Genomic DNA, 21653 nt, shown 5'->3' on the forward strand with positions numbered 1-21653 from the left:
GTGGGACAGGTCAGCTGGCAGTCGGATTCGTCCGCATATGGACTCTTTTGGAGAGGATCCGGATGGCCGTCGCCTTGTGAAAGTGCTGCAGTGTGACGCTCTCCGCCGTGTCGGCGTCGCGTGCGGTGATCGCTGCGAGAATCGCCCGGTGCTCGTCGAGGGCCTGTCTCTGGCGGGCCTCTGAGCTCAGGGTGGTGGAGTTCAGTCGTTCGATCAGGGAGCGCGTCTGCTGCAGGAAACGCCTGAGCGCGGAGTTGCGGGCCGCGTCCCATACCGCGTCATGGAAGGCGTGGTTGAGATCGACGATGTCGGAGACATCGCCGCCTATGGCCGCTTCGAACCGCTCGGTGAGCTCCTCCAGCAGTGCGAGGTCAAGATCGGTGCGGGTGGAGGCGGCGAGCCGGGCGGCCAGCGCCTCCAGCGAGTCGCGGACGGTGCACGTCTCGGACAGCTCGTCCGCGGAGAGCTCGTTGACGAGCAGGCCGTGCTGCGACGCGCGCAGCAGGCCGTCCGACTGGAGACGGCGCAGCGCCTGCCCCGCCGGAGTGCGGCTCACGTTGGCCCGCGCCGCGATGTCGCCCTCGACCACTCGGATGCCCTCGGGCAGTTCGCCCCGGATGATCGCGTGCCGCAGGTAGTCGTACAACTCGTCGGCAATGGGCCTGTTGCCGGGCAGTGCAATCGCCGGCGCGTCGACGGGCGCCTCGAAGGGTTCGTCCATGCCTCAGAGAATACATGTGAATACCTCGGTACTCAAAGCGTCTCTCAAACGTCCGACGCCGGGGTCGCGTGCGGCGGAGAGCGGGCTGTGAATCGCGCTGTTCTCGCACGTAGATCGCAGATGGATGCCGGGAAAACTCATCCTTGTGTGTCGGAATACGGTCGAGTACAGTCGCATTCCATGCAAGAGAGAACGGTTGTGGACGCCGTCACAGCAGCGCTGGTCGCTGAGGACACCGAGGTGATCTTCGCGCTGATGGGCGACGGAAACCTGGACCTGCTCACCCAGGTCTCGATGACGGGGCGGATCAAGCTGGTGCACGCCTGCCATGAGCAGGGCGCGGTCGCGATGGCCGACGGCTACGCCCGTTTCTCCGGGAAGCCCGGAGTCGCGAGCGTGACCCACGGTCCCGGTCTGAGCAACACGGCCACGTCGCTGCTGACCGCGGTGGCCGCCCACTCCGCCGTCGTGCTCATCGCCCCCGACACCCCGACCGGAGACCTGAACCATCCGCAGCGGTTCGACCAGCAGTCGTTCATCCGGTCGACGGGCGCGATGTTCCGGCCGCTCCACCGGCCCGACACGGTGCACGCCGACACCGGAGCGGTGTTCCGGCACGTCCGGTTCGGGAAGGGTCCGGCGGTGCTGAACGCCCCCACCGACGTGCTGCTCGCCCCACTGCCGCCTGACACGACGCCCTACCGGCCGGCGGCCGGACCACCAGCTGGACCGGCACCTGATCCCGCGGCCGTCGACGCCGCGGTGGCAGCGCTCACCGCCGCGCGCAGGCCGGTGATCCTCGTCGGCCGTGGCGTGCCGCCCGGAGACGACGCCGCGGCGGTCGGTGAGCTCGCCGACCTGCTGGGAGCCCCGATCACCACCTCACTCAAAGCCAAAGGGCTGCTCGCCACCCATCCCCGCAGCCTCGGCGTGGCCGGCGGGCTCGGCGCGGGCCCCGCCTCCCGCGCGCTGGCGGACGCCGACTGCGTTCTCGTGCTGGGCGCCACCGCGAACCCGTGGACGACCGACGGCGGCCTGCACGGCGGCGTGATCGTACACGTCGATCACGATGCGGAAGCGATGGACAGGCACTCGCGGGCGGCCGTCGCCGTCGTCGGCGACGCTGTCAAGACCGTGGCCGTCCTGCGCGACCGGTTGACCGCCGCCGGTGCGCGCACCGGCTGGACTCCTCCCGCCGAGGAGAACCACCGGGCCGGCTCCGCGGCCGACACCTCACCGGTCCCCCCGCAGGACGTCGTCGACGCTCTCGACGCGGCGCTGCCCGAGGATCGTCTGCTGGTCGTCGACGCCGGTCACTTCGGCTCGTACGCGCAGCAGACGTTGCGCAGCTGGGATCCCCGCCGATACGCCTTCACGCACGACTTCGGCGCGATCGGCCAGGCCCTGGGCGTGAGCATCGGCGCGGCCTTCGCCAGGGAGGGCGAGCGGGTCACGGTGGTGCTCGGCGACGGATGCCTGATGATGAGTCTCAACGAACTCGCCACCGTGCGGCGCTACGGGCTCCCGCTGACCGTGGTGGTGATGAATGACGGGGGTTACGGCCAGGAGCGTCACAGCCTCAGGGCCAAGGGGCTCCCCGTCACGGAGTCCGAGCATGCGTGGCCGGACATCGCCGGCATCGCCCGGGGTTTCGGAATACCCGCCCACTCCATCGGACGCACCGCGGATCTCGCCATCCTGCCGCGGGTGCTGGCCGAGGAGACAGGGCCGGTGCTGTTCGACGTGCACATTGACCCGGACGCCCAGAATCGGGCGTTCGCCGACATAGCCGCTCGGCTGCGAGGTTCCTCGCAGGATGTTGAAGGAGAAAGACGTTGACGCGGATAGATGCGAGTGACGGCGGCCCTGACGCCGCGACCCCGGCTCCGACTCCGGAGGAGGCTTCCCGGGTCGCCAAGGCGGCGTTCATCGGGACCACGATCGAGTGGTACGACTTCTACATCTACGCGAGCACCGCGACGCTCGTGTTCGGCACGCAGTTCTTCCCCGCGATGTCCCCGGTCGCGGCGACACTCGCCTCGTTCGCGACCATCGCGGTGGCCTTCATCGCCAGGCCGATCGGTGGCCTGATCTTCGCCCACTACGGCGACCGGGTCGGCCGGAAGACGACGCTGATCGCGTCCCTGATGCTGATGGGCATCAGCACGATGCTCGTGGGTGTGCTGCCGACCTATGCCACCGCGGGTGCGCTGGCTCCGGCCCTGCTCGTCCTGCTCCGCTTCGTCCAGGGCGCCGCGGTGGGCGGCGAATGGGGTGGCGCCGTCCTGATGGCCAGCGAGTTCGCGCCGCCCGGCAGGCGAGCCCGGCTGTCGAGCTGGGCGCAGCAGGGCGTCACCGCCGGTCTCGCGCTGTCGACCGCCGTCCTGCTGACCGTGACCCTTCTGGTCCCCAAGGAAATTTACGTGGAGTGGGTCTGGCGGTTGCCCTTCCTGTCCAGTGCCGTGCTGATCGTCGTCGGGCTGGTGATGCGGCTGCGCCTCGACGAGTCGCCGATATTCCAGGCCGGCAAGAAGTCCGGCGACACAGCCGGCGCGCGTCTTCCGATCGCGACCGTGCTGCGCGAGTCACGGCGCTCCGTCGTCCTCGCGACCCTCGCGTACGTGACCGTGAGCGCGACCTTCTACGTCGCCTTCGTCTTCCTGCTCTCCCATGCCACCGGGCCGTTGAAGATCAGCCAGGCGGCGGCGCTCACCGCGGTGCTGCTCTCAGCGGGGGCGTACAGCATCGGTCTGAGACTGTCCGCCGGGGTGGCCGACACGCGAGGCCGTCGTACGGCGCTGCTGCTGGGATTCGGCGGGATCCTGGTCGTCGTCTTCCCCTCGATCGCGCTCATCGAGACCGGCTCACCCGTCCTGTTCGCCGTCGGCCTCGCGCTCCTGGCCTTTCCCGTGGGCTGTGCCTACGCCCCGATCGGTGTCTACTTCGCGGAGCTGTTCCCCACCGCCACTCGCTACTCGGGCATCACCGCCGCCAACCAGGGCGGATCGCTGCTGGGCGCGGCGGTGGCACCGTTCATCGCCATCGCGCTGTTCAGCGCGGTCGGCATGTACGCCGTCGGCGCCTACGTGGTGCTGGTCACGCTCATCAGTGCCGCCGCGGTGTGGGCTCTCGGTGAGACCCGGCACCTGAACTTCGAGCGGTGAGGAGTACCGTGCTCAGCATCGATACCGCCGTCCGGGTGGCAAGTGAGCTGGACCTCGCCCATGTCCCCGAGCAGACGTTGCGCCGCGCCCGGCTCGTCATCGCCGACACCGTCGCGGTCGCCGCCGCCGGTGCCAGGACGGCGGAGATCGCCGCGCTGGTGGCCCTCGACGAGCACGACGCGCTGGTGACCCCGGCGGATCGGGCCGGCGCGGGGCACACGGCGACGGTGCTGACGACACCGCGCCTGAAGGCCCATCCGGCGTACGCCGCGTTCCTCAACGCGACCGCGGGCACCAGCCTCGAACTCGATGAGGGCATGCGGCCCACGGGCCATCCCGGAATGCACGTGATCCCGGCGGCCCTCGCTGTCGCCGAACGTGTGCACGCGCCGGGCGCCGACCTCGTGCGAGCGGTCCTGGCGGGGTATGAGGTCAGCAGCCGGCTCTTCCGCGCGTTCCGCCTGCGGCAGGGCGTCCACCCACACGGGCACGTCGGCGCGGTCGGCGCCGCGGTCGCCGTGGCACTTCTCGACGGGACCGATCCGGTGACAGCGGCCACGATCGCGGCGACCAGCCCGCTGTTGTCCGTGTGGCAGGCCTGCTATGACGGCGCGACGGCGCGCAACGCCTACACCGGATACGCCGCGCAGAGCGGTGTACGAGCCTCCGCCCTGGCCCGCGCCGAGTTCACCGGCTCAGCCGCCGCGCTGGAGGTGGCGTTCGGTCAGATAGCGGGCGAGATCGTGAACGGGTCGGCGCTCACCGAGCCGTTGCGCTATGACGACCTCGGCATCTCTCGCAACTACTTCAAGGTCCACAGCGCCTGCGCCCTGTCGCACAGCGCCGTGGAGGCGGCACTGGCCATCACGCCCGTTCGCCCGGAAGAGATCCGCCAGGTGCTGGTCGACACGGTGGCCGTCAACCTGAAGATCGACCGGCAGCCGGCCGCGAACGACCTGTCCGGCCGGTTCTCGCTGCCCTACGCGGTGGCGACGGCGCTCGTCCTCGGCCGCAGCGACGTGGAGGCGTTCCGCTTCCGCCCCCAGGTCGCCGCCGTGGCCGAGAAGGTGCGGGTGAGCGTACGGCCCGAGTTCGAGGCCGAGTGGCCGGAGTCCGCCCCGGCGCGGGTGACCGTGGTGACCGATGACGGCTCCACGGCCGCGACCGTACAGAATCCGCGTGGCCACCACACGCGCCCGCTCACCGAGGCCGAGCACCGGGAGAAGTTCGCCACGCTCGTCGGCGACCGGCGGACAGCGACGGCGTGGTGGGAACGGCTCGACGGGCTGCTCGCGGTCCCCGACTGCGCCGACCTGTTCGACGGAGCGCGATGACCAGGGCAGTGGTGAGCCTGCTGGCCATGGGCGGCACCATCGCCACCGCACCCACCGCGGGCAGGGCCACCCCGCACCACGGAGCCGCCGATCTCGCCGGCATGATCGAGGACCTGCCGGTCGACATCCGGACGAGCGACGTGCGCACCATCTCCAGCCGGGCCGTCACGCCGGCGGACATGTGGACGCTCGCCGAGGCCGTACGCCGCGAGGTCTCCGCCGGCGCCGACGGGGTCGTGATCACGCACGGCACGGACACCCTGGAGGAGACGGCCTACGCGCTGGCCCTGCTCGTGGACACCGCCGTTCCCATCGTGCTCACCGGGGCCATGCGTGCCCCGCATCTCCCCGGCGCCGACGGGCCGGCCAACATCGTCGCCGCCGTCGTCGCGGCGCTCCACCGGCCCCTGGCCCGGTACGGCCCGGTGGTGGTGTTCCAGGACGAGATCCACGTGGCCCGGCTGGTGACCAAACAGCACAGCACCCGGGTCGCGGCGTTCTCCTCCCCGTCCGCCGGACCTGTCGGATTCGTGATCGAGAACGAGGTCGAGCTCCTGCTCGGCCCTCCACCGGAGCCCGACCGGCTGACGGCCACGGCTCCGCCGGACGTGAAGGTGGAGCTCGTCATGGCGGTGGCCGGTTCCGACGGGAGGCTGGTCGACGCGATCGCCGGCGACGTGGCCGGGCTCGTCGTCGCGGGCACCGGCGCCGGGCATCTCGCCCCGGCGCTGGCCGAAGCGGTCGTGCGTTCGGTGCGGTCGGGCCGGCCCACCGTCCTGACCAGCCGCTGCGCCGACGGCCCGATCCTTCGGCGCACGTACGGCGGACCCGGATCGGAGACGCACCTGCTCGGCGAAGGAGTGCTCGCGGCACGGACCCTGTCGCCGGCCAAGGCACGGCTCAGACTGCTCTTCGGCCTGTCCGCAGGACTGTCGGCCGGGGACCTCTTCCCTCCTCGCACCTCACCCACCACGCCCTATGGCGATGAAGGAGCTGACCGTGACCGCATCACGTGACTTCGTCGGATACGGCCAGAATCCGCCGGAATTCAGCTGGCCGAACGGTGCCCGGCTCGCCGTCAACTTCGTGATCAACTACGAGGAGGGCGCGGAGCGCAATCTCCTCGACGGTGACACCACCCGCGAGACCCTGGTCGAGGCGAAGTACGACGTCCCTGAGGGGGAGCGTGAGCTTTTCGCCGAGTCGACCTTCGAGTACGGCAGCCGCGTCGGCATCTGGCGGACGCTCCAGGCGCTGGACGATCACGGCGTCATCCCCACCGTGTTCGCCTCGGCCCTCGCGTTGGAGCGGAACGCGCCCGTGACGGAGGCGATCATCAAGCGAGGGTGCGACGTGGTCGGGCACGGCTACCGGTGGATCCCGCACACCGGCATGACCGTCGATGAGGAACGCCGCAACATCGAGCACTGCGTCACCGCGCTGGAGGGTCTCACCGGCCGACCCGTCAAGGGCTGGTTCACCCGGCCGCCGAACACCGTGCACACCCGTTCGTTGCTGGCACAGGCCGGCCTGGCCTACGACGCCGGCTCGGTCAGCGACGACCTGCCGTACTGGGACCAGGTCGACGGGCGGCCGTTTCTCATCGTCCCGTACTCGCTGGACGTCAACGACACCAAGTTCTACAAGGGACAGTTCTTCACCGCGGACGATTTCGCCCGCTATGCCATCGACTGCTTCGAGGTCCTGCTCGCCGAGAGCGCGCGGCACCCACGGATGATGTCGATCGGGCTCCATCCCAGAATCATCGGGAGACCGGCCCGGCTGGCGGGCCTGCTACGCGTGCTCGACCGGATCAGCGCGCGCGACGACATCTGGATCACGGGACGGGACGCCATCGCCGACTTCTGGCAAGAACGTTTCCCCCCTGCCGAGGGCGCAGCCTGAGCGGCGTGACCGGGCCGTTGCCTCGGTCTTCGCGCTGAGGGCCGGCTGCCGTCGGGCCGAGGGTGGCGGCTTGCCGCGGTCATCCATCGGCCGGTGCCTGCGGCTCGGGAGCGCCGTCGTAGCGGGTGTAGGTGGCGGCCATGGTTCCGGACGGGTCCAGTCTGGTCAGGAGGGCGTCGCCGATGGCGGTGAGCTGATCGAGCTGCTCGTCGGTGAGCGCGTCGATGACGTGGTGGTGGACGGTCGCCACGTGGCCCGGCGCCGCCTGCCGTACCTTCTCCCAGCCGTCGTCGGTGAGCAGGACGTTGGTCGTGCGGCGGTTCTCCGGGCAGGAGCAGCGCTCCACCAGGCCACGCCCCTGCAGGCGGGTCACCACGTGGGAGAGCCGGGGCAGCGTGGCGTTGCTCCGCCGGGACAGCTCGGTCATGCGCAACGTCCGGCCGGGCGTCTCGGAGAGCGTCGCCAGCACGTGGTATTCGAACTCCGTCAGGCCGGCGTCGCGGCGCAGCTGGGCGTCGAGCACGCCGGGGAGGAGCGCGAGCACCGCGCGGAGCCGGATCCAGGCGCGTAGCTGCGGCCGGTCGAGCCAGGGAGTATCCACGGTCACGTCCTCGTCGGGAATGGTTGTCGCGACAAGTTTGCTGTAGCTGGTAGCGCTTGTCGCGACAACAATCTTCCCCCACGGGAGCAGCCCCGCCGTCCTGGCACACCGCAGCATCACCGGTACCAAGGAGCCAGCATGACCTCGCCTGACGCCTCTCCGACCGCCGCCGCCGACGCCCGCATCCCGGCCGCGCACCCGTTCGCCGCGCACCTGCGCCGAACCGCTGCGATCGAGGCCGCTGACCCGCACCGGTCCTGGACGCCGCAGGACGGGCCGCTGCCCAGCCTCTACCTGTCCCACGGCGGCGGCCCCCTGCCCTTCGGGAGCCCCGAATGGCTCACCCCGCTGCACGACTGGGCCCGCGCCCTGCCCAAGCCGAAGGCGATCCTCGTCGTCTCCGCGCACTGGGAGTCCGCGCCGCTGTCGGTGAGCGCCGACCGGCCCGACGAGCTGGTGTACGACTTCGGCGGCTTCGACCCGCTCTACTACACCTTCCGCTACGACACCCCGGACGCCGGTGCGCTGGCGCGGCAGGTGGTGGGCTCCATGCCGGGCGCCGAGCAGGTGCACCGGCACGCCGACCGCGGCCTCGACCACGGCGCCTGGGTGCCCCTGAAGATCATGTACCCGGCGGCCGACATCCCGGTGCTGCAGCTGAGCCTGCCCACCGAGGACCCCGACCGGCTGCTGGCCATCGGCGAGCGGCTGCGGCCGCTGCGGGAGCAGGGCGTGCTGGTGGTCGGCTCGGGGCACATGACCCACGGCCTGCCCTACCTGACCAGGGAGATGTTCGTGGACAACAAGGTGCCCGGCTGGTCGGCCGACTTCGACGCCTGGGCCGCCGACGCGCTGGCCCGGGGCGACGTCGCCGAGCTCGCCCGCTTCCGCACCGCCGCCCCGGGGATGCCCTACGCGCACCCGACGGTGGAGCACTTCACCCCGCTGTTCGTGACGCTCGGCGCGGCCACCGACCCCACCGCGCCGGTGCTGACCACGCTCGACGGCTATGGCGTCGGCCTCTCGCGGCGTTCCTTCCAGGCGGCTTGAGCACGAACCGGCGGGCCCGGGTCCGGCACGACGAGGAGGTCACGCGTACCGCCGCGTTCCCTCACTCCGCGGCGGGGCCGTCGTGCCGGTGCTGGAGGCGGAGCTCTCGTTTGGCGAACTTCCCGGTCGCCGTCTTCGGGATCTCGGGGATGAAGAGCACCTGCTCGGGGATCCACCAGCGGGCGACGTGCGCGGTCAGGTGCTCGCGCACGTCGTCGGGGGTGAGGTCGGCGCCGGGCTTGGGGACCACGTACGCGACAGGGCGTTCGCCCCAGCGGGGGTGCGCCACGCCGATCACCGCGGCCTCGGCGACCCGGGGATCGGCCATGATGGCGCCCTCCAGCTCGACCGAGGAGATCCATTCACCGCCGGACTTCACCAGGTCCTTGGTCCGGTCGACGATGCGCACGTAACCATGGCCGTCGATGGTGGCGACGTCCCCGGTTCTGAGCCAGCCGTCGTCGGTGAACGCCGGGCCCGGCCGCTCCTCGCCCACATAGCGGGCGGCGATGGTGGGGCCGGCCGCCTGCAACTCGCCCGGCGTGGTGCCGTCCCAAGGGACCTCCGTGCCGTCCTCGCCGATCAGCCGGAGCTCGATGAGCGGGGCCGCGGGGCCGGGCGAGCCGATGACCGCGCGCCGCGCGTCCGGGTCCAGGCCGTCGTGCACGGTCGCCGGCCGCGCCACCGTCACCACCGGGCTGGTCTCCGTCATCCCCCAGGCGTTGGTGAGGGGGATCCCGATGGCCTGCTGGTAGGAGCGCGACAGGGCGTCGTCGACCGGGCCGCCCCCGCAGATGATCGTCCGCAGGCCGGACAGGTCGTGGCCGGCCAGCAGCGGCTCCAAGCCGCGCCACACCGTGGGCACCGCGGCGGTGAAGGTGACGTGATGCCGCTCCAGCTGTGAGATCAGCTCCGCGGGCCGCATGGCCGGTCCGGGCAGGACGAGATCCGCGCCGCACATCATCGCGGCGTACGGCAGCCCCCAGGCGTTGACGTGGAACATCGGCACGATCGGCATCACCACGTCACGCTCGCGGATCCCGAACGTGTCGACCATGAGCAGCAGCAGGGTGTGCAGGACCATCGACCGGTGGCTGTAGAGGACCCCCTTCGGATCGCCGGTGGTGCCGGAGGTGTAGCAGAGCGCCGCCGCGGCGTTCTCGTCCGCGATCGCGAACTCCCCGTCGAAGGGCGTGACCTCGGCGAGCAGCGTCTCGTAGTCCAGGATCCGGGGATCGTCGGGCAGCGGCACGTCGGCGCCGTCGTCCATGACCACCACGTGCCGCGGGCTCTTGAGGGAAGCGACCGGCGGCCACACCGCGGGCAGCAGTGACCGGTCGACGAAGAGCACGTCATCGGCGGCGTCGTCGACGATGTAGCGGATCTGCTCGTGGAAGAGCCGATGGTTGACCGTGTGCAGCACCCGGCCGGTGCACGGCACCGCGAGATACAACTCGACGTGCCGCTGGCTGTTCCAGCCGAACGTGCCGACCCGGGCGCCGCCGGGGACGCCGAGCCGGTCCAGCACGGCCGCCAGCCGCCGTGTACGCGCGCAGACGTCGGCCCACGTCGCCGTGGTCTCGCCGCCGACGCGACCCGTCACCACCCGCTTGTGCCCGAAGTACCGCTCCACCCGGTGGAAGACGAGGGGGAGGGCCAGGGCGTGCTCCTGCATCAAGCCGTACATCTCGTCGACAGCCTCTCTGGAGCCCGGCGGAGGAAGCTCAGCGCTTACTGAGCGCATAGTCAGTACTGGCGGCGACACTTGTCAAGCAGGCGAGCTCTACGCGCTGGTGGGGCGCCGGTCGCGGACGGCGGCGGTCATGTGGACGGCCAGGTCGGCATAGAAGGCGCCGAGCGTGGCCGGACTGTCGGTGCCGTCCACCCGATACCAGCGGACCAGATCCACGCCCAGCGACAGGATCGACCGCGCCAGGCGGCTGACATCGTCCGGATCCGCCGTCGCGCCGTCGACGAGGCGGCGCACCGCGTCCCGGAAGACGATGGTGAACTGCGCGCGCAGGTCGTGGATCTCCGCATAGTGCTCGGGAGACAGCGGCGTCAGCTCGTTCTGGCACACCCGCGCCACGGTGTGGTGCTCGGCGTGCCACTCCACGAACGCGGCGACCGCCCGGCGCAGGTGGGTCTCCGGATCGCCGTCGGCGGGCAGCGCCGCCCGCAGCGTCTCCAGGGCCCGGCGGTGACCGCTGCGCACGATCTCGAACAGCACCTCCTCCTTGGTGGCGAAGTGCACGTACAGGGCGCCGGGGGTCAGCCCGACCTGGCCCGTGATGTCGCGTGTCGTCGTCGCCTGGAACCCCTTCTCGGCGAAACAGCGCACGGCGGAGCCCAGCAGGGCCTTGGTCACGTCCGAGAGGTCCTCGTCCCAGAACTTCTCGGACGGTTCGTCCAGCCGCACGAGCGGGGGATGGCCACCCCGCCGCGGGCCGCGACGCTTCGCGACCATCCCGGATCCCCCCTGTGCTCACCTCGACGCGCCGACATTACCGTCCCGCTGTTACATGTACGCGCACATCTTGACACCTCCTCGGGCGCGTATTAACTATGCGCTTAGTAAGTAAATCCTGGCTCGCCATGAAGGAGATGGGGGCATGCGCAAGGGCATCGTGGTCACGGCAAAGCCCGGGGTAGAGGACCTGGCGGCCAAGGCCGAGGAACTCGGGTACGACAGCTTCTGGGTCTACGACACGCCGATGGTCAACGGGGACCCCTTCGTGGGCCTGGCCCTGTGCGCCAAGGCGACCAGCCGCATCCGGCTCGGGATCGGCGTCACCTCGCCGGCCCTGCGTTCGGCCCCCGCCTGCGCCGCCGCCCTCGGCAGCCTCAACGCCCTCGCGCCCGGCCGTGTCATCTGCGGCGTCGGCACCGGCAACACCGCCCGGCGGACCCTGGGCATGAAGCCCACCACGATGGCCACGCTGGAACGTTTCACCCGGCAGCTCCAGGACCTCACCGCGGGCCGCCCCACCGAGTACAGCGAGGGCGGTCGCACCCGCGACGTCCGCTTCCTGCACGTCGGCGACTACGTCAACACCGAGGACCCGATCGAGTTCGTCGTGGCCGCCTTCGGCCTCGAAGCCGCCCGCATCGCCGGCCGCCGTGGCGCCGGCACCATCTCCTTCGGCCTGCTCGATCCGGCGGCCTGGCAGGCGTTCGCCGAGGCGCGCACCGCCGCCGCGGACGAGGCCGGCGTACGGACGCCGACCACCTCGTACGTGATGACCTCGATGCACATCCTCGCCGAAGGCGAGAACCCCCACGGCGACCTCGCCCGCGACTCGATGGGCCATGTCGCCATGGCGCTGCTCACCTTCACCGCCGACAACCCCGCCTTCGCGGAAGGGCTCGAACCCGAGGAGCGCGAGGCGGTCCAGCGGCTCCTCGACCGGCGTGGCACCACCGCCACCGCCGACGACCGCCACTTCGTGCTGTACGAGAACTACCTCGGCCGCATCTATCCCCAGGACCGCGACCTGATCGTCCCCTCCCTGGTCGACAAGGTCGGCCTGGTCGGCACCCGCGACGACCTGGTCAAGCGCGTCGCCGCCCTCGAAGCCGCCGGTATCGACGAGCTGGTCCTCCAGCCCGTCCTCGACCCCGAGCGGGAGATGGCCGGCTTCGCCCGGCTCCTGTGACCGCCGTTCCCGCGCAACCCCCCACCACGTCGAAGGGTCGGATAGTCATGTTCCGCACCGGATCCCCAGGCACCGCTCTCGCCGCCGGCACCCTCGCGCTCACCCTGCTGACGACGGCCTGCGGCGGCCAGGCCGCCGCGCCGCCGTCCGGCGGAGCCTCCGCGACGTCACTCTCGGGCAAGACGATCGCCCTGGTCGGCTACGGGAGCAGCAACCCGTGGGGCGCCTACTTCAACAAGGTCTTCACCGAGCGGCTGGCCCCCACCGGCGTGCGGGTCGGCGACATGACGACGATGGACCCGGGCACGCAGGTCCAGAAGTTCAACCAGGCCGTGGCGCAGAAGCCGGACCTGATCGTGGTCTCGATCCTCGACACCACGGCGATGGCGGTGCCGATCAAGAAGGCCGGCGCCGCCGGCGTGCCGGTGCTCGTCGTCGACGGCCCGCCCGACCCGACGGTGGCGGACGAGGTGATGTCGGTGCTCTCGGACAACGAGAAGCTCGGCGAGTACGCCGCGCAGAACATCGTCGAGGGCCTCAAGGCCCAGGGCCGCGACTCCGGCAACATCATCGTCCTCACCGGCACCAAGTCCATGCTCGTGACCCAGCACCGGATGAAGGGCTTCGCCAAGGTCCTGGCGACCGCGCCGCAGTACAAGGTCGTCGAGGAGCAGGACGCCAACTGGGATCCCCAGCTCTCCGGCACCATCGCCCAGCAACTCCTGGCCAAGCACGGCAAGGACGGGGTGCAGGCCGCGTACGGCATGGCGGACTACATGGCCCTGCCGATCATCCAGGCGGCCAAGCAGGCCGGCTTCGCCATCGGGGGCAAGGACGGCCTGATCGTCACCGGCGGCAACTGCTTCAAGGCCGGCATCGACTCCATCAAGGCGGGCGAGCTGTACGGCACCGCCACCGAGGACCCGGGCACGATCGCCGAGCAGACCGCCGCGTACGTCGTACGGTATCTGGCGGGTGAGAACCCGCCGCGCAGCGAGACCGTCCGTGAGGAACGGGTCACCGCCGCGAACGTGAGCCGGTTCGCCGAGCAGTGCAGCCACGCATGAGCCCATCGGCGACCGACAGCCCATCGACGACCGACAGTCCCCCGATCCGCGTCGAGGGCCTGGCCCGCGCCTTCAACGGCGTCCCCGCGGTCCGGGAGGTCTCCTTCACCGTGGGCGCCGGTGAGATCCACGCCCTGTGCGGCCACAACGGCGCGGGGAAGAGCACGGTGGTGAAGATGCTGTCCGGGCAGCTCGCCCCCGACCGCGGCCGCATCGTGATCGGCGGTGAGCCGGTCGAGCTGCGCAGCCGCCAGGCCGCTCAGCGCGCGGGCGTGGCGCTCGTGGACCAGGAGCTGAGCGTCGTACCGGCCTTGACGGTGCTCGACAACATGCTGCTCGGGGATCTCGACGTGCCGTTCGTCAACCGCCGGCGCAAGGCCGTGGCCCGGTGCCGGCGGATCCTGGACGACATGGGCCTGGAGCGCATCAGCCCGGACCAGCCGCTGTCGGCGCTCGGCATCGGGGAGCGGCAACTGGTCGAGGTCGCCAAGGCGCTCGGCCAGAACGCCCGGCTGGTGATCCTCGACGAGCCCACCGCGACCCTCAGCGACGCCGAGAGCCGGCACGTGTTCGCCGCGATCCGCCGGGTCGCGGCCACGGGCTGCTCGGTCATCTTCGTCTCCCACCGGCTGACGGAGGTCCTTGAGCTGTGCGACGTCGTGACCGTGCTGCGCGACGGCCGCGATGTCGCCACCCACCCCGCCGAAGACCTGACCGTGGACGAGCTGATCACGAAGATGCTCGGGGAGACGCGCCGGCCGCCGTCCGCCGCCCGCGAGCCGGGCCGGGACCGCGCACCCGGGTTGCGGATCGAGCACCTGCGCGTGCCCGGACGGCTCGCCGACTTCACCCTCACCGCCCAGGCGGGCCGCATCCACGCGCTGGCCGGCCAGCTCGGCAGCGGCGCCTCCGACGTCCTGCGCGCCCTCGCCGGACTGCACCCCGGGGCGACGGGAACGGCGGAGCTGCGCGGGCGACCGGTCGCGCTCGGCGACCCGGTCGGGGCCGCGCGCGGTGGCATCGCCTTCGTGTCCGGCGACCGCAAGTCCGAGGGTCTGTTCCTCGGCAAGCCGACCGCGTGGAACCTGGTCGCGACGCGCCTGCCCACGCTGGGGCGCGCCGGGGTCGTACGCTCCCGTCGCGAGCGCCGCACCGCCCGATCGCTCGCCGAGCGGTCGGGCCTGCCGGAGCGGCGGCTCGACGAGCCGGTGGTGACGTTGAGCGGAGGCAACCAGCAGAAGGTCTTCGTCGGTCGCTGCCTGGAACACGAGAACGTCCTCGCCCTTCTGCTGGACGAGCCGACCCGGGGGGTGGACGTGGGCGGGCGCGCGGAGATCCACCGGCTGCTCCGCCAGGCCGCCGATGCCGGGCTCGTCGTGATGTTCGCCTCCACCGAACTGGAGGAGCTGCTCGACCTGGGCGACGTGATCGTCACGATGCGGGACGGCCGGACGGTGCGCCGGTACGACGGCGACACCGACGGCGCACTGCTCCTGCGCGACATGACCCACGGACCGGGACCGTCATGACCACGGCCGACGACTCCGAGGGTGCCTCCCGGAGGTGGCGGCCGAGGGCCGTCGCGGTCGGCCTCGCCGTTCTCCTCCTGGTCCTGCTCCTCGTCCCGGCCGTGACGACGCCCCGGTTCCTGACCCTCGACAACGCGCGCGCGATCCTCGCCTCGGCCGCCTTCGTGGGCATCACCTCGGTCGGCGCCACCATGGTGATGATCGCCGGGTCCGGGGTGTCGCTGGCCACCTCCCAGATCGCGACCGTCGTGGCGATGCTCTTCCTGGGCACGCAGCACCTGGGCCTGTGGACCGCACTGCTGATCGCGCTCGCGGCCGGCATCGCGCTCAGCGCGGCGCAGGGCGCGGTCATCGGCTTCTGGAACGCCGACCCGATCGTGCTCACCATCGCCGGCGGGTTCGCGATCGGCGGCGCGGCCACCTGGTTCAGCGGCGGGACCACGGTCTACCCCGCCGCGCGCGGGTTCGACGTGCTCAACGCCACCCCGCTGGGCCTGCCGCTGGCCGTGTACGTCCTGCTCGCCGTCACGGTGCTCGTCGAATGGACGCTGCGCCGGACCACGGCCGGTCGGCAGATGTACCTGGTGGGGGAGAACCGGGCCGCGGCGCGCGCGGCCGGCCTGCCCGTCGGCCGGGTCACCGTGATCGCGTGGGCCGTCTCCGGCGCGTGCGTCGCCCTGACCGGGATCTTCCTCGCCTCGTTCCACACCTCCGCCACGGTGACGCTCGGCGGCACGCTCACCCTCGACGCCATCGCGGCGGTCCTCGTGGGGGGCACCGCGATCTCCGGCGGTCACGGCTCCGCCGTGCGGACCCTGGGCGGCGCGGTGCTCATCTCCGTCATCTCCGACGTGCTGCTGCTGCGGGGCTACTCGACCGGCGTGCAGATCCTCGTGAAGGGAGTCCTCGTGCTCGCGGTCGTCGTCCTCGTGCACGTACGCGCCACCGGGGGCCGGCGATGACCCGCCGGTGGCCGGCCCGGCCGGAGCAGCTCATGCCGACGGTCTCCCTGCTGGCCGCGCTGGCCGCGTTCGGGTGCTCGCCGCTGCTGAGCGGCAGGCCCCTTGAGCCGTTCGACGTCTACAACGCGCTGCAGGGCTTCGCCCAGCTCGGCCTCCTGGCCCTCGCCCTCGGGATCACCATGATCGCCGGTGAGTTCGACCTGTCGGTCGCCGGGACGTACGCGCTCGGCGGCATGCTCGCCGTCCAGACCGGCGCGGCCTCCCCGGTCCTGGGCGTCCTGGCCGCCGTGGCCGCCGGCGCCGCCATCGGCGCGGTGCAGGGCGGGCTGATCGCCCGGCTGCGCATCCCGTCCATGCCGGTCACCCTCGCGACGTACATCGCCCTGCTGGGGCTGACGTACGCGATGTCGGGCGGGCTGAGCAGGACCTACACCAACGGCGACGCGACCCTGTGGGTCGACCAGACGATCGCCGGTGTCTTCTCGCCCCGGAGCCTGCTGACGCTCGCCGCGTTCCTCGTCGCCGCGACCCTGCTGGGCCGCACCAAGCTGGGGCGCGAGCTGCGCGCCATCGGCGGCGACCGCCGGGCCAGCCGGGTCGCCGGCGTCGGCGTGGACCGGCGGATCGTCGGGATCTTCACGGTGTCGGGGACCCTGGCGGCGCTGGGCGGCGCCCTGCTCGGCTACAGCTACGCCTCGGCGAACCCGGACCCGGGGCTGCAGCCGCTGATCCTCGCCGTCGTGGCCGCGCTGCTCGGCGGCGTGTCGCTGGCCGGCGGTCGCGGCGCCCCGCTGGGGCTGCTGGCCGGCACGCTGGCGGTGGCGCTGCTCGCGCAGCTCGTGGCGGTCACCGCCCTGCCCGACTTCTCCACCCAGCTGTTGTACGCGGCGCTGCTCGCGGTGATCGTCGCCATCGAGAGCCCCGGGCTGCGTCAGACGGTGGCGCGGCTGCGAGCCCGCCGCGCGAACGCGGCACGACGTCGGCCAGGCGCCCTGCCATGACCGGTAAAAGGAGCAGGGCGGGTTCCCGTACGACATGGCCGTCGGCCCGTGGGCCACGCGCGACGGCCGCGGACACACCCACGCCGGTCCGCGCGAGCGGACCGGCACTTTCGCAAGGAGGACGACCATGACCGAACCGATCACCGTGGCCGAGGGCTTCTGCTTCCTGGAGGCGCCACGCTGGCGCGAGGGGCGGCTCTGGTTCTCCGACTTCTACACCCATCGGGTCCGGTCCATCCGCGAGGACGGCACCGACCTGCGCGAGGAGGCTTACGTGCCCGAGCAGCCCTCCGGGCTGGGCTGGCTCCCCGACGGACGATTGCTGATCGTCTCCATGCGTGACCGCAAGATCCTGCGCCGGGAGCCGGACGGCACGCTCTCGGTCCACGCCGACCTCGGCGAGCACGCCACCGGGCACGCCAACGACATGGTCGTGGACGGCCAGGGCCGGGCCTATGTGGGCAACTTCGGCTTCGACCTGATGGCGGGCGCCCCGCTGGAGCCGACCTCGCTGCACCGGGTGGACCCCGACGGCCACGTCACGGAGGTCGCCGAGGACCTGTGGTTCCCCAACGGCATCGTCATCACCCCCGGCGGCGAGCTCGTGGTCGTGGAGACGTTCGGCAACCGCGTCACCGCGTTCGACCTCACCGCGGACGGCGAGCTGGTCAACCGGCGGACGTGGGCGGAGTTCGGGCCGCTGCCCACCGACCGCGAACTCGCCCTGGCGCTCGCCCAGCTGCAGGTCGCGGGCGACGGAGCCTGCCTCGACGGGCAGGGCGGGCTGTGGGTCGCGGACGCGATCGGCGACCGGCTCGTGCGGGTCATCGAGGGCGGCACGATCACCGACGAGATCAAGCCCGGCTCACCGGTGTACGCCTGCGCCCTCGGCGGTGCCACGGGCACGACGCTGTTCGCGTGCGCCGCCCCCGACTTCCACGAGGAAGCCCGTAAGGCGGCGCGCGAGGGCCGCATGCTCGCCATGCGGGTGACCGTACCAGGGAGCTGACGGCCCTCCGGCGGGTCCGGCCGCTCGCATCAGAGGGGCGGTGCGGCCGGGCCGTTCAGCCGCGTCATCGCCGCGCCCTGGACGCGGCCGCGTCACGTACGCTCGAAAAAAGGCATCGGTAACGCACCTGACCGCCAAGGAAGACCATGGGGAGATTATTCGCGCTCATTTCCGTACTCTCCGTGGGGCTCTTCTCGGGTATCGCGCCCGCGCGGGCGTCGGCCGCCGTCGATCCGCTGTACAGCCTTTCCGGGACCGCCGTGCTGGCGGAGGTCGCCACGGACGGCAGGGTCACGGTCACCGAGAAGCACACCTTCGCCTGGCACCGGCCGGGACGTGGCGCCTACCTGGACATCCCTCTTGACTCGCAGACGCGCGTCCAGGACGTCTCGGTCAGCGAGGGCGGCACCGTCTACCGGCGCGGCCCCGACGCCGCCATAGGTGTGCACCGCCCGGCCGGAACGTACGGCACCGCCTGCTGTGATGCCGGGCGGCATCGCGTGGCCTGGTACTTCTCCGCCGCCCCCGGCTCCACGCGCACCTTCACCATCCGCTACACCCTGCGCGGAGCCGTCACCGCCCACGACGACCAGGCGTTCCTCAGCCTGCCGGTCTGGGGCGAGCACTGGCCGCAGCAGCTTGACCTGCTTCAGGTCGAGATCCGGCTGCCGCGCGACCGCGGCCCAGGGGCGGGTGTCCTGGAAAGCGCCGAGGACTCCGCCCTCACCGTGAACGAGGCCACCCGCACGGCCACCCTGACCGAACGCCGCATCATGCCCGGCCAGGCCCGCACCGCTGAACTGGCCTTCCCGCGCGGCCTGCTCGACGCGGACCCCGCCGCGGCCGAGATGGCGTTCGGCAGCGGCAGCGCACGCCTGGATCGCATGCGCACCAGCTTCAGCGACCCCTGGGTCCTGGGGACGATCGCCGTGATCGGCGGGAGCTTCCTGTTCTTGGGCGGGTGCGCGCTCGTCTCCCATCTGCTGAGCCGCCGTCGTGCCGCCCGCTCTCCGGGTCGCGGGGTCCACTCCGGCGGCTCGTACGGCGGCTACTCGGGCAGCGGTTCCTCCGGCGGCTCCTACGGTGGCGGCGGGAGCAGTACGGGAGGAGGCGGTGGCGGTGCCTGGTGAGGCGATCGGGGACGGGATCGCCGACCTGCTCGGCATCGAACCGGGGATGGTCGTCCAGACGAGGAACTGGGGCTTGGGCACCGCCTGCCTCGACGGCGTCCGGGCCGTGCTCGAACGGCATCGCGGCGGCGAGCTGCTGGACGAGAGCGCCGACGAGATCATCGACGTCGTGTTGTTGTGCTGGCGCGAGGGCGACGGCGAGGGCGCCGGCGAGGGCGAGGACGACCTGGTCGACGCCCTCATGGACGCGATGGGCAATCTCGACGACGTCGGCTGGATCTGGCTCATCACTCCCGAAGCCGGACATGGCGGGCAGCTCGCGTCCGATGAGCTCGCCGAAGCCGTGCCGGCCGCAGGACTTGTCCGGACCGGCGGCCACAGTCTCGGCGACGGCTGGCGGGCGATCAGGCTGACGTGGCCGCCCTGGCGAAGAACCTGGCGCTGAGAGCGTCAGCGGTCCCCGCACACCTGGAAGAAGCCTTCCCTTCCGGTGAAGGGTGGCGCGTTTGTGCATTGTGCATGCCCGAGCCGCTGCGAACCCCATATGCAGGTCGTGCGTCTGGCACTGGCCCGGCTCGCCCCGTCGAGCGAACAATCCAGGGAGCGAATGTCGTTTCCGTGGAGGAGGGGCTGTGCGATGACGCACACCGAACTGGGCCATGACACGTCGGCCGGCCGGGTGCGGGCCGCCGAAAGGGCGGACACCGCTCACCGTGGAAGCTGGTGGCGCTTCGCCTGGCATTACGTGCAGATGGTCGTGGCGATGCTGGCCGGGATGCTGGCCTTAGGAGCGGCGCTGAGCGCCGTCCTCAGTGCCGTCGGGTGGGATTACTCCCACGCCGACCACCCGGTGATCAGCTCAAGCGAAATGGTGCTCACCATGTCGCTGGGCATGGCCGCGTGGATGCGCTACCGCCGGCACGGTTGGGGGAGCATCCTGGAGATGGTGGCGGCCATGGTCGCCCCGCTCGTGGTGCTGCTGGCGCTGCTGTGGGCGGGAACGGTTTCCGGCGGGGCGCTGATGACGCCGCTGCATGTGCTGATGCTGCCGGCCATGCTGATCGCCATGCTCCGCCGCCGTCAGGAGTACAGCATGGCGCACGGCCCTGCCCGGCCGGCCGCGCGGAAGCTCGGCTACGGCCTGGCCGTTCTGCTCGCTTTCCTCCTCGTTCCCGGCGCCGCGTACACAGCGGGCTCCGCGGCCTATGCGAGAAACCAGTACAGCCCACCCGAGAGGACCACGGCCACCGCGACGCCGTCGGCGCACGATCCGGGCAAGCCCACGGCCGTGGTCGTCGTCGGGAACAGCGGCGCCAACATCGCCGACGCGCTCGTCTCGTACGAGGTCCTGGCCGTCACGGGACGGTTCAACGTCTACACCGTCGCGCCGGACCGCCGCCCGCTCCCCCTGCTCGGTGGGCTGGATCTGGTGCCGGACCTCAGCTTTGCGCAGTTGGGGCAGCGGCTGAACGGTTCGGCCCCGGACGTCACCGTCGTGCCTGCCATGCCGGACTCGGACGAGGCCGACCGCACGATGGTGACCACCTGGATCCGGGACACCGCGAGCAGGGGGCTGCTGCTGAGCGTGTGTGCCGGCGCGCAACTGGTCGCCGAGGCCGGACTGCTCGACGGGCGCGACGCGGCCTCGCACTGGTACTGGATGTCCAGGCTCGAGCACGACCATCCCGAGGTGAACTGGCAGCGCGGCATCCGCTATGTCGACGACGGCGATGTGATCAGCACGGGCGGGCTGTTGTCGGCAGTCGACGGAACACTGCGCGTGGTCGAGCGGCTCTTCGGCGCCGACTCCGCCCGGTCCGCCGCCCAGGCCGTCGGCTGGCGTTACTACACCCCCGGCAAGGCCGCCACGCTCCCTCAGTCGAAGCTGACGCCTGGCGACGCCATCCTGCACACGCTCAACGTGGGCTTCCGCTGGGACGCTCCCGACGTGGGCGTGGTGCTCACCGACGGCGTCGGCGAACTCGAACTGGCCGCCGCGTTCGACCCGTATGCCGAGCACTCCATGGCCGCGCGGACCGTCGCGGTCACGCCGGATGGAGCCGCCATCCGCTCCCGCCACGGGCTGACGTTCACCCCGCGGGATACCCTGGCGAACGCTCCTGCCCGATTCGACCGGTTGCTGGTGCCCGGTGCCGCCGCGGCGGCGAATCCGCAGCCTGCCGTCGAGGCCGCCCGACGGGGAGGTGTGCCGGTGGAGTATCTCCAAGCACGACCGGGCTTCGCCTTCGACGCGGCACTGCGGGATGTCGCCCGCACCATGGACGTCCCCACGGCGAGGTGGGCCGCCAAGATCCTGGAGTACCCGGCCGACGGGCTCGGGCTGTCCGGTCCCGGGTGGCCATGGACGTTGGCCCTGCGCCCGCTCTTCCTGGGCCTGACGGGACTGGCCGCCGCCCTCGGCGCCGCCTGGCTGGTCCGGCGGGCCCGCGCCCTCCGGGCAGCGGGCGGGCGGCCGTAGGTGACGGCACTGCGCGGGACCGCCGACCTGGATCGACGTGGCCGC

At 71.6% G+C, this 21653-nt stretch carries 19 protein-coding genes; 15 read left to right on the forward strand and 4 right to left on the reverse strand.

What is annotated here, in order from left to right; genetic code table 11:
- Positions 1–10 precede the first annotated feature (10 nt).
- A complete protein-coding gene (locus OHA68_RS27770; protein ID WP_189139786.1) occupies positions 11–721 on the reverse strand; it encodes a GntR family transcriptional regulator in 711 nt (236 codons plus the stop codon).
- 180 nt (positions 722–901) lie between these two features.
- Between OHA68_RS27770 and OHA68_RS27775 the strand changes: the two genes are divergently transcribed.
- From OHA68_RS27775 to OHA68_RS27795, 5 genes are read left to right on the forward strand one after another with little or no spacing between them, the layout of a single operon-like run.
- Positions 902–2560: a thiamine pyrophosphate-binding protein gene (locus tag OHA68_RS27775; RefSeq protein ID WP_327102887.1), complete on the forward strand. Its 1659-nt coding sequence runs from the start codon at positions 902–904 to the stop codon at positions 2558–2560.
- Positions 2557–3885, forward strand: coding sequence for an MFS transporter (locus OHA68_RS27780; protein ID WP_327102888.1), 1329 nt, complete (start codon positions 2557–2559; stop codon positions 3883–3885). Before OHA68_RS27775 ends, OHA68_RS27780 begins: the two co-directional genes overlap by 4 nt.
- 8 nt (positions 3886–3893) lie before the next feature.
- Positions 3894–5219: an MmgE/PrpD family protein gene (locus OHA68_RS27785; RefSeq protein WP_327102889.1), complete on the forward strand. Its 1326-nt coding sequence runs from the start codon at positions 3894–3896 to the stop codon at positions 5217–5219.
- Complete coding sequence (locus OHA68_RS27790) at positions 5216–6235, forward strand: asparaginase (protein ID WP_327102890.1); 1020 nt, start codon at positions 5216–5218, stop codon at positions 6233–6235. Before OHA68_RS27785 ends, OHA68_RS27790 begins: the two co-directional genes overlap by 4 nt.
- Entirely contained in the window at positions 6219–7124 is a 906-nt protein-coding gene (locus tag OHA68_RS27795) for a polysaccharide deacetylase family protein (protein ID WP_189139791.1), read from the forward strand. Before OHA68_RS27790 ends, OHA68_RS27795 begins: the two co-directional genes overlap by 17 nt.
- Positions 7125–7203: 79 nt before the next feature.
- On the opposite strand, the gene OHA68_RS27800 is transcribed toward OHA68_RS27795, so the two are convergent.
- Positions 7204–7725 carry a MarR family winged helix-turn-helix transcriptional regulator gene (locus OHA68_RS27800; protein ID WP_327102891.1) on the reverse strand — a complete coding sequence of 174 codons (522 nt, stop codon included), beginning with the start codon at positions 7723–7725 and terminating at the stop codon, positions 7204–7206.
- 138 nt (positions 7726–7863) lie between these two features.
- Here OHA68_RS27800 and OHA68_RS27805 point away from each other — a divergent pair, with 138 nt between their 5' ends.
- The gene (locus OHA68_RS27805; protein WP_327102892.1) at positions 7864–8775 is read left to right on the forward strand and encodes a dioxygenase family protein; all 912 of its coding nucleotides are present in this window, start codon (positions 7864–7866) and stop codon (positions 8773–8775) included.
- 61 nt (positions 8776–8836) lie between these two features.
- Here the strand turns inward: OHA68_RS27805 and OHA68_RS27810 are convergent, their stop codons facing one another.
- Both OHA68_RS27810 and OHA68_RS27815 read right to left on the reverse strand, forming a co-directional pair.
- Positions 8837–10462: a long-chain fatty acid--CoA ligase gene (locus OHA68_RS27810; protein ID WP_327102893.1), complete on the reverse strand. Its 1626-nt coding sequence runs from the start codon at positions 10460–10462 to the stop codon at positions 8837–8839.
- Positions 10463–10558: 96 nt separating this feature from the next.
- A complete protein-coding gene (locus tag OHA68_RS27815; protein ID WP_327102894.1) occupies positions 10559–11242 on the reverse strand; it encodes a TetR/AcrR family transcriptional regulator in 684 nt (227 codons plus the stop codon).
- A 145-nt stretch (positions 11243–11387) separates the two neighbouring features.
- Here OHA68_RS27815 and OHA68_RS27820 point away from each other — a divergent pair, with 145 nt between their 5' ends.
- From OHA68_RS27820 to OHA68_RS27860, 9 genes are all read left to right on the forward strand, one after another.
- Positions 11388–12431 (forward strand): LLM class flavin-dependent oxidoreductase, encoded by a 1044-nt coding sequence (locus OHA68_RS27820; protein WP_327102895.1) that lies wholly within the window; start codon positions 11388–11390, stop codon positions 12429–12431.
- Between the two features lie 47 nt (positions 12432–12478).
- A complete protein-coding gene (locus tag OHA68_RS27825; protein ID WP_327102896.1) occupies positions 12479–13498 on the forward strand; it encodes a sugar ABC transporter substrate-binding protein in 1020 nt (339 codons plus the stop codon).
- Complete coding sequence (locus tag OHA68_RS27830) at positions 13495–15027, forward strand: sugar ABC transporter ATP-binding protein (protein WP_327102897.1); 1533 nt, start codon at positions 13495–13497, stop codon at positions 15025–15027. The genes OHA68_RS27825 and OHA68_RS27830 overlap by 4 nt, the downstream gene beginning before the upstream one ends.
- Positions 15024–15989, forward strand: coding sequence for an ABC transporter permease (locus tag OHA68_RS27835; RefSeq protein WP_327102898.1), 966 nt, complete (start codon positions 15024–15026; stop codon positions 15987–15989). Before OHA68_RS27830 ends, OHA68_RS27835 begins: the two co-directional genes overlap by 4 nt.
- Complete coding sequence (locus tag OHA68_RS27840; protein ID WP_327102899.1) at positions 15986–16990, forward strand: ABC transporter permease; 1005 nt, start codon at positions 15986–15988, stop codon at positions 16988–16990. Before OHA68_RS27835 ends, OHA68_RS27840 begins: the two co-directional genes overlap by 4 nt.
- Before the next feature lie 127 nt (positions 16991–17117).
- Positions 17118–17999 (forward strand): SMP-30/gluconolactonase/LRE family protein, encoded by an 882-nt coding sequence (locus tag OHA68_RS27845; protein WP_327102900.1) that lies wholly within the window; start codon positions 17118–17120, stop codon positions 17997–17999.
- Positions 18000–18145: 146 nt separating this feature from the next.
- Complete coding sequence (locus OHA68_RS27850) at positions 18146–19129, forward strand: DUF2207 domain-containing protein (protein WP_327102901.1); 984 nt, start codon at positions 18146–18148, stop codon at positions 19127–19129.
- On the forward strand, positions 19113–19574 hold the full coding sequence (locus OHA68_RS27855) for a DUF3052 family protein (RefSeq protein WP_327102902.1): 462 nt from the start codon (positions 19113–19115) through the stop codon (positions 19572–19574). Before OHA68_RS27850 ends, OHA68_RS27855 begins: the two co-directional genes overlap by 17 nt.
- A gap of 192 nt (positions 19575–19766) precedes the next feature.
- Positions 19767–21608 carry a DJ-1/PfpI family protein gene (locus OHA68_RS27860; protein WP_327102903.1) on the forward strand — a complete coding sequence of 614 codons (1842 nt, stop codon included), beginning with the start codon at positions 19767–19769 and terminating at the stop codon, positions 21606–21608.
- Positions 21609–21653 lie beyond the last annotated feature (45 nt).

The sequence above is a fragment of the Nonomuraea glycinis genome (assembly GCF_035920485.1).
Classification (GTDB): Bacteria; Actinomycetota; Actinomycetes; order Streptosporangiales; family Streptosporangiaceae; genus Nonomuraea; species Nonomuraea glycinis.

Bases quoted from the DNA above. Each gene is read 5' to 3' on its own strand.
- OHA68_RS27770 (WP_189139786.1), bottom strand. From the start codon at position 721: ATGGACGAACCCTTCGAGGCGCCCGTCGACGCGCCGGCGATTGCACTG.
- OHA68_RS27775 (WP_327102887.1), top strand. From the start codon at position 902: ATGCAAGAGAGAACGGTTGTGGACGCCGTCACAGCAGCGCTGGTCGCT.
- OHA68_RS27790 (WP_327102890.1), top strand. From the start codon at position 5,216: ATGACCAGGGCAGTGGTGAGCCTGCTGGCCATGGGCGGCACCATCGCC.
- OHA68_RS27805 (WP_327102892.1), top strand. From the start codon at position 7,864: ATGACCTCGCCTGACGCCTCTCCGACCGCCGCCGCCGACGCCCGCATC.
- OHA68_RS27810 (WP_327102893.1), bottom strand. From the start codon at position 10,462: ATGTACGGCTTGATGCAGGAGCACGCCCTGGCCCTCCCCCTCGTCTTC.
- OHA68_RS27815 (WP_327102894.1), bottom strand. From the start codon at position 11,242: ATGGTCGCGAAGCGTCGCGGCCCGCGGCGGGGTGGCCATCCCCCGCTC.
- OHA68_RS27820 (WP_327102895.1), top strand. From the start codon at position 11,388: ATGCGCAAGGGCATCGTGGTCACGGCAAAGCCCGGGGTAGAGGACCTG.
- OHA68_RS27825 (WP_327102896.1), top strand. From the start codon at position 12,479: ATGTTCCGCACCGGATCCCCAGGCACCGCTCTCGCCGCCGGCACCCTC.
- OHA68_RS27830 (WP_327102897.1), top strand. From the start codon at position 13,495: ATGAGCCCATCGGCGACCGACAGCCCATCGACGACCGACAGTCCCCCG.
- OHA68_RS27835 (WP_327102898.1), top strand. From the start codon at position 15,024: ATGACCACGGCCGACGACTCCGAGGGTGCCTCCCGGAGGTGGCGGCCG.
- OHA68_RS27840 (WP_327102899.1), top strand. From the start codon at position 15,986: ATGACCCGCCGGTGGCCGGCCCGGCCGGAGCAGCTCATGCCGACGGTC.
- OHA68_RS27845 (WP_327102900.1), top strand. From the start codon at position 17,118: ATGACCGAACCGATCACCGTGGCCGAGGGCTTCTGCTTCCTGGAGGCG.
- OHA68_RS27850 (WP_327102901.1), top strand. From the start codon at position 18,146: ATGGGGAGATTATTCGCGCTCATTTCCGTACTCTCCGTGGGGCTCTTC.
- OHA68_RS27860 (WP_327102903.1), top strand. From the start codon at position 19,767: ATGACGCACACCGAACTGGGCCATGACACGTCGGCCGGCCGGGTGCGG.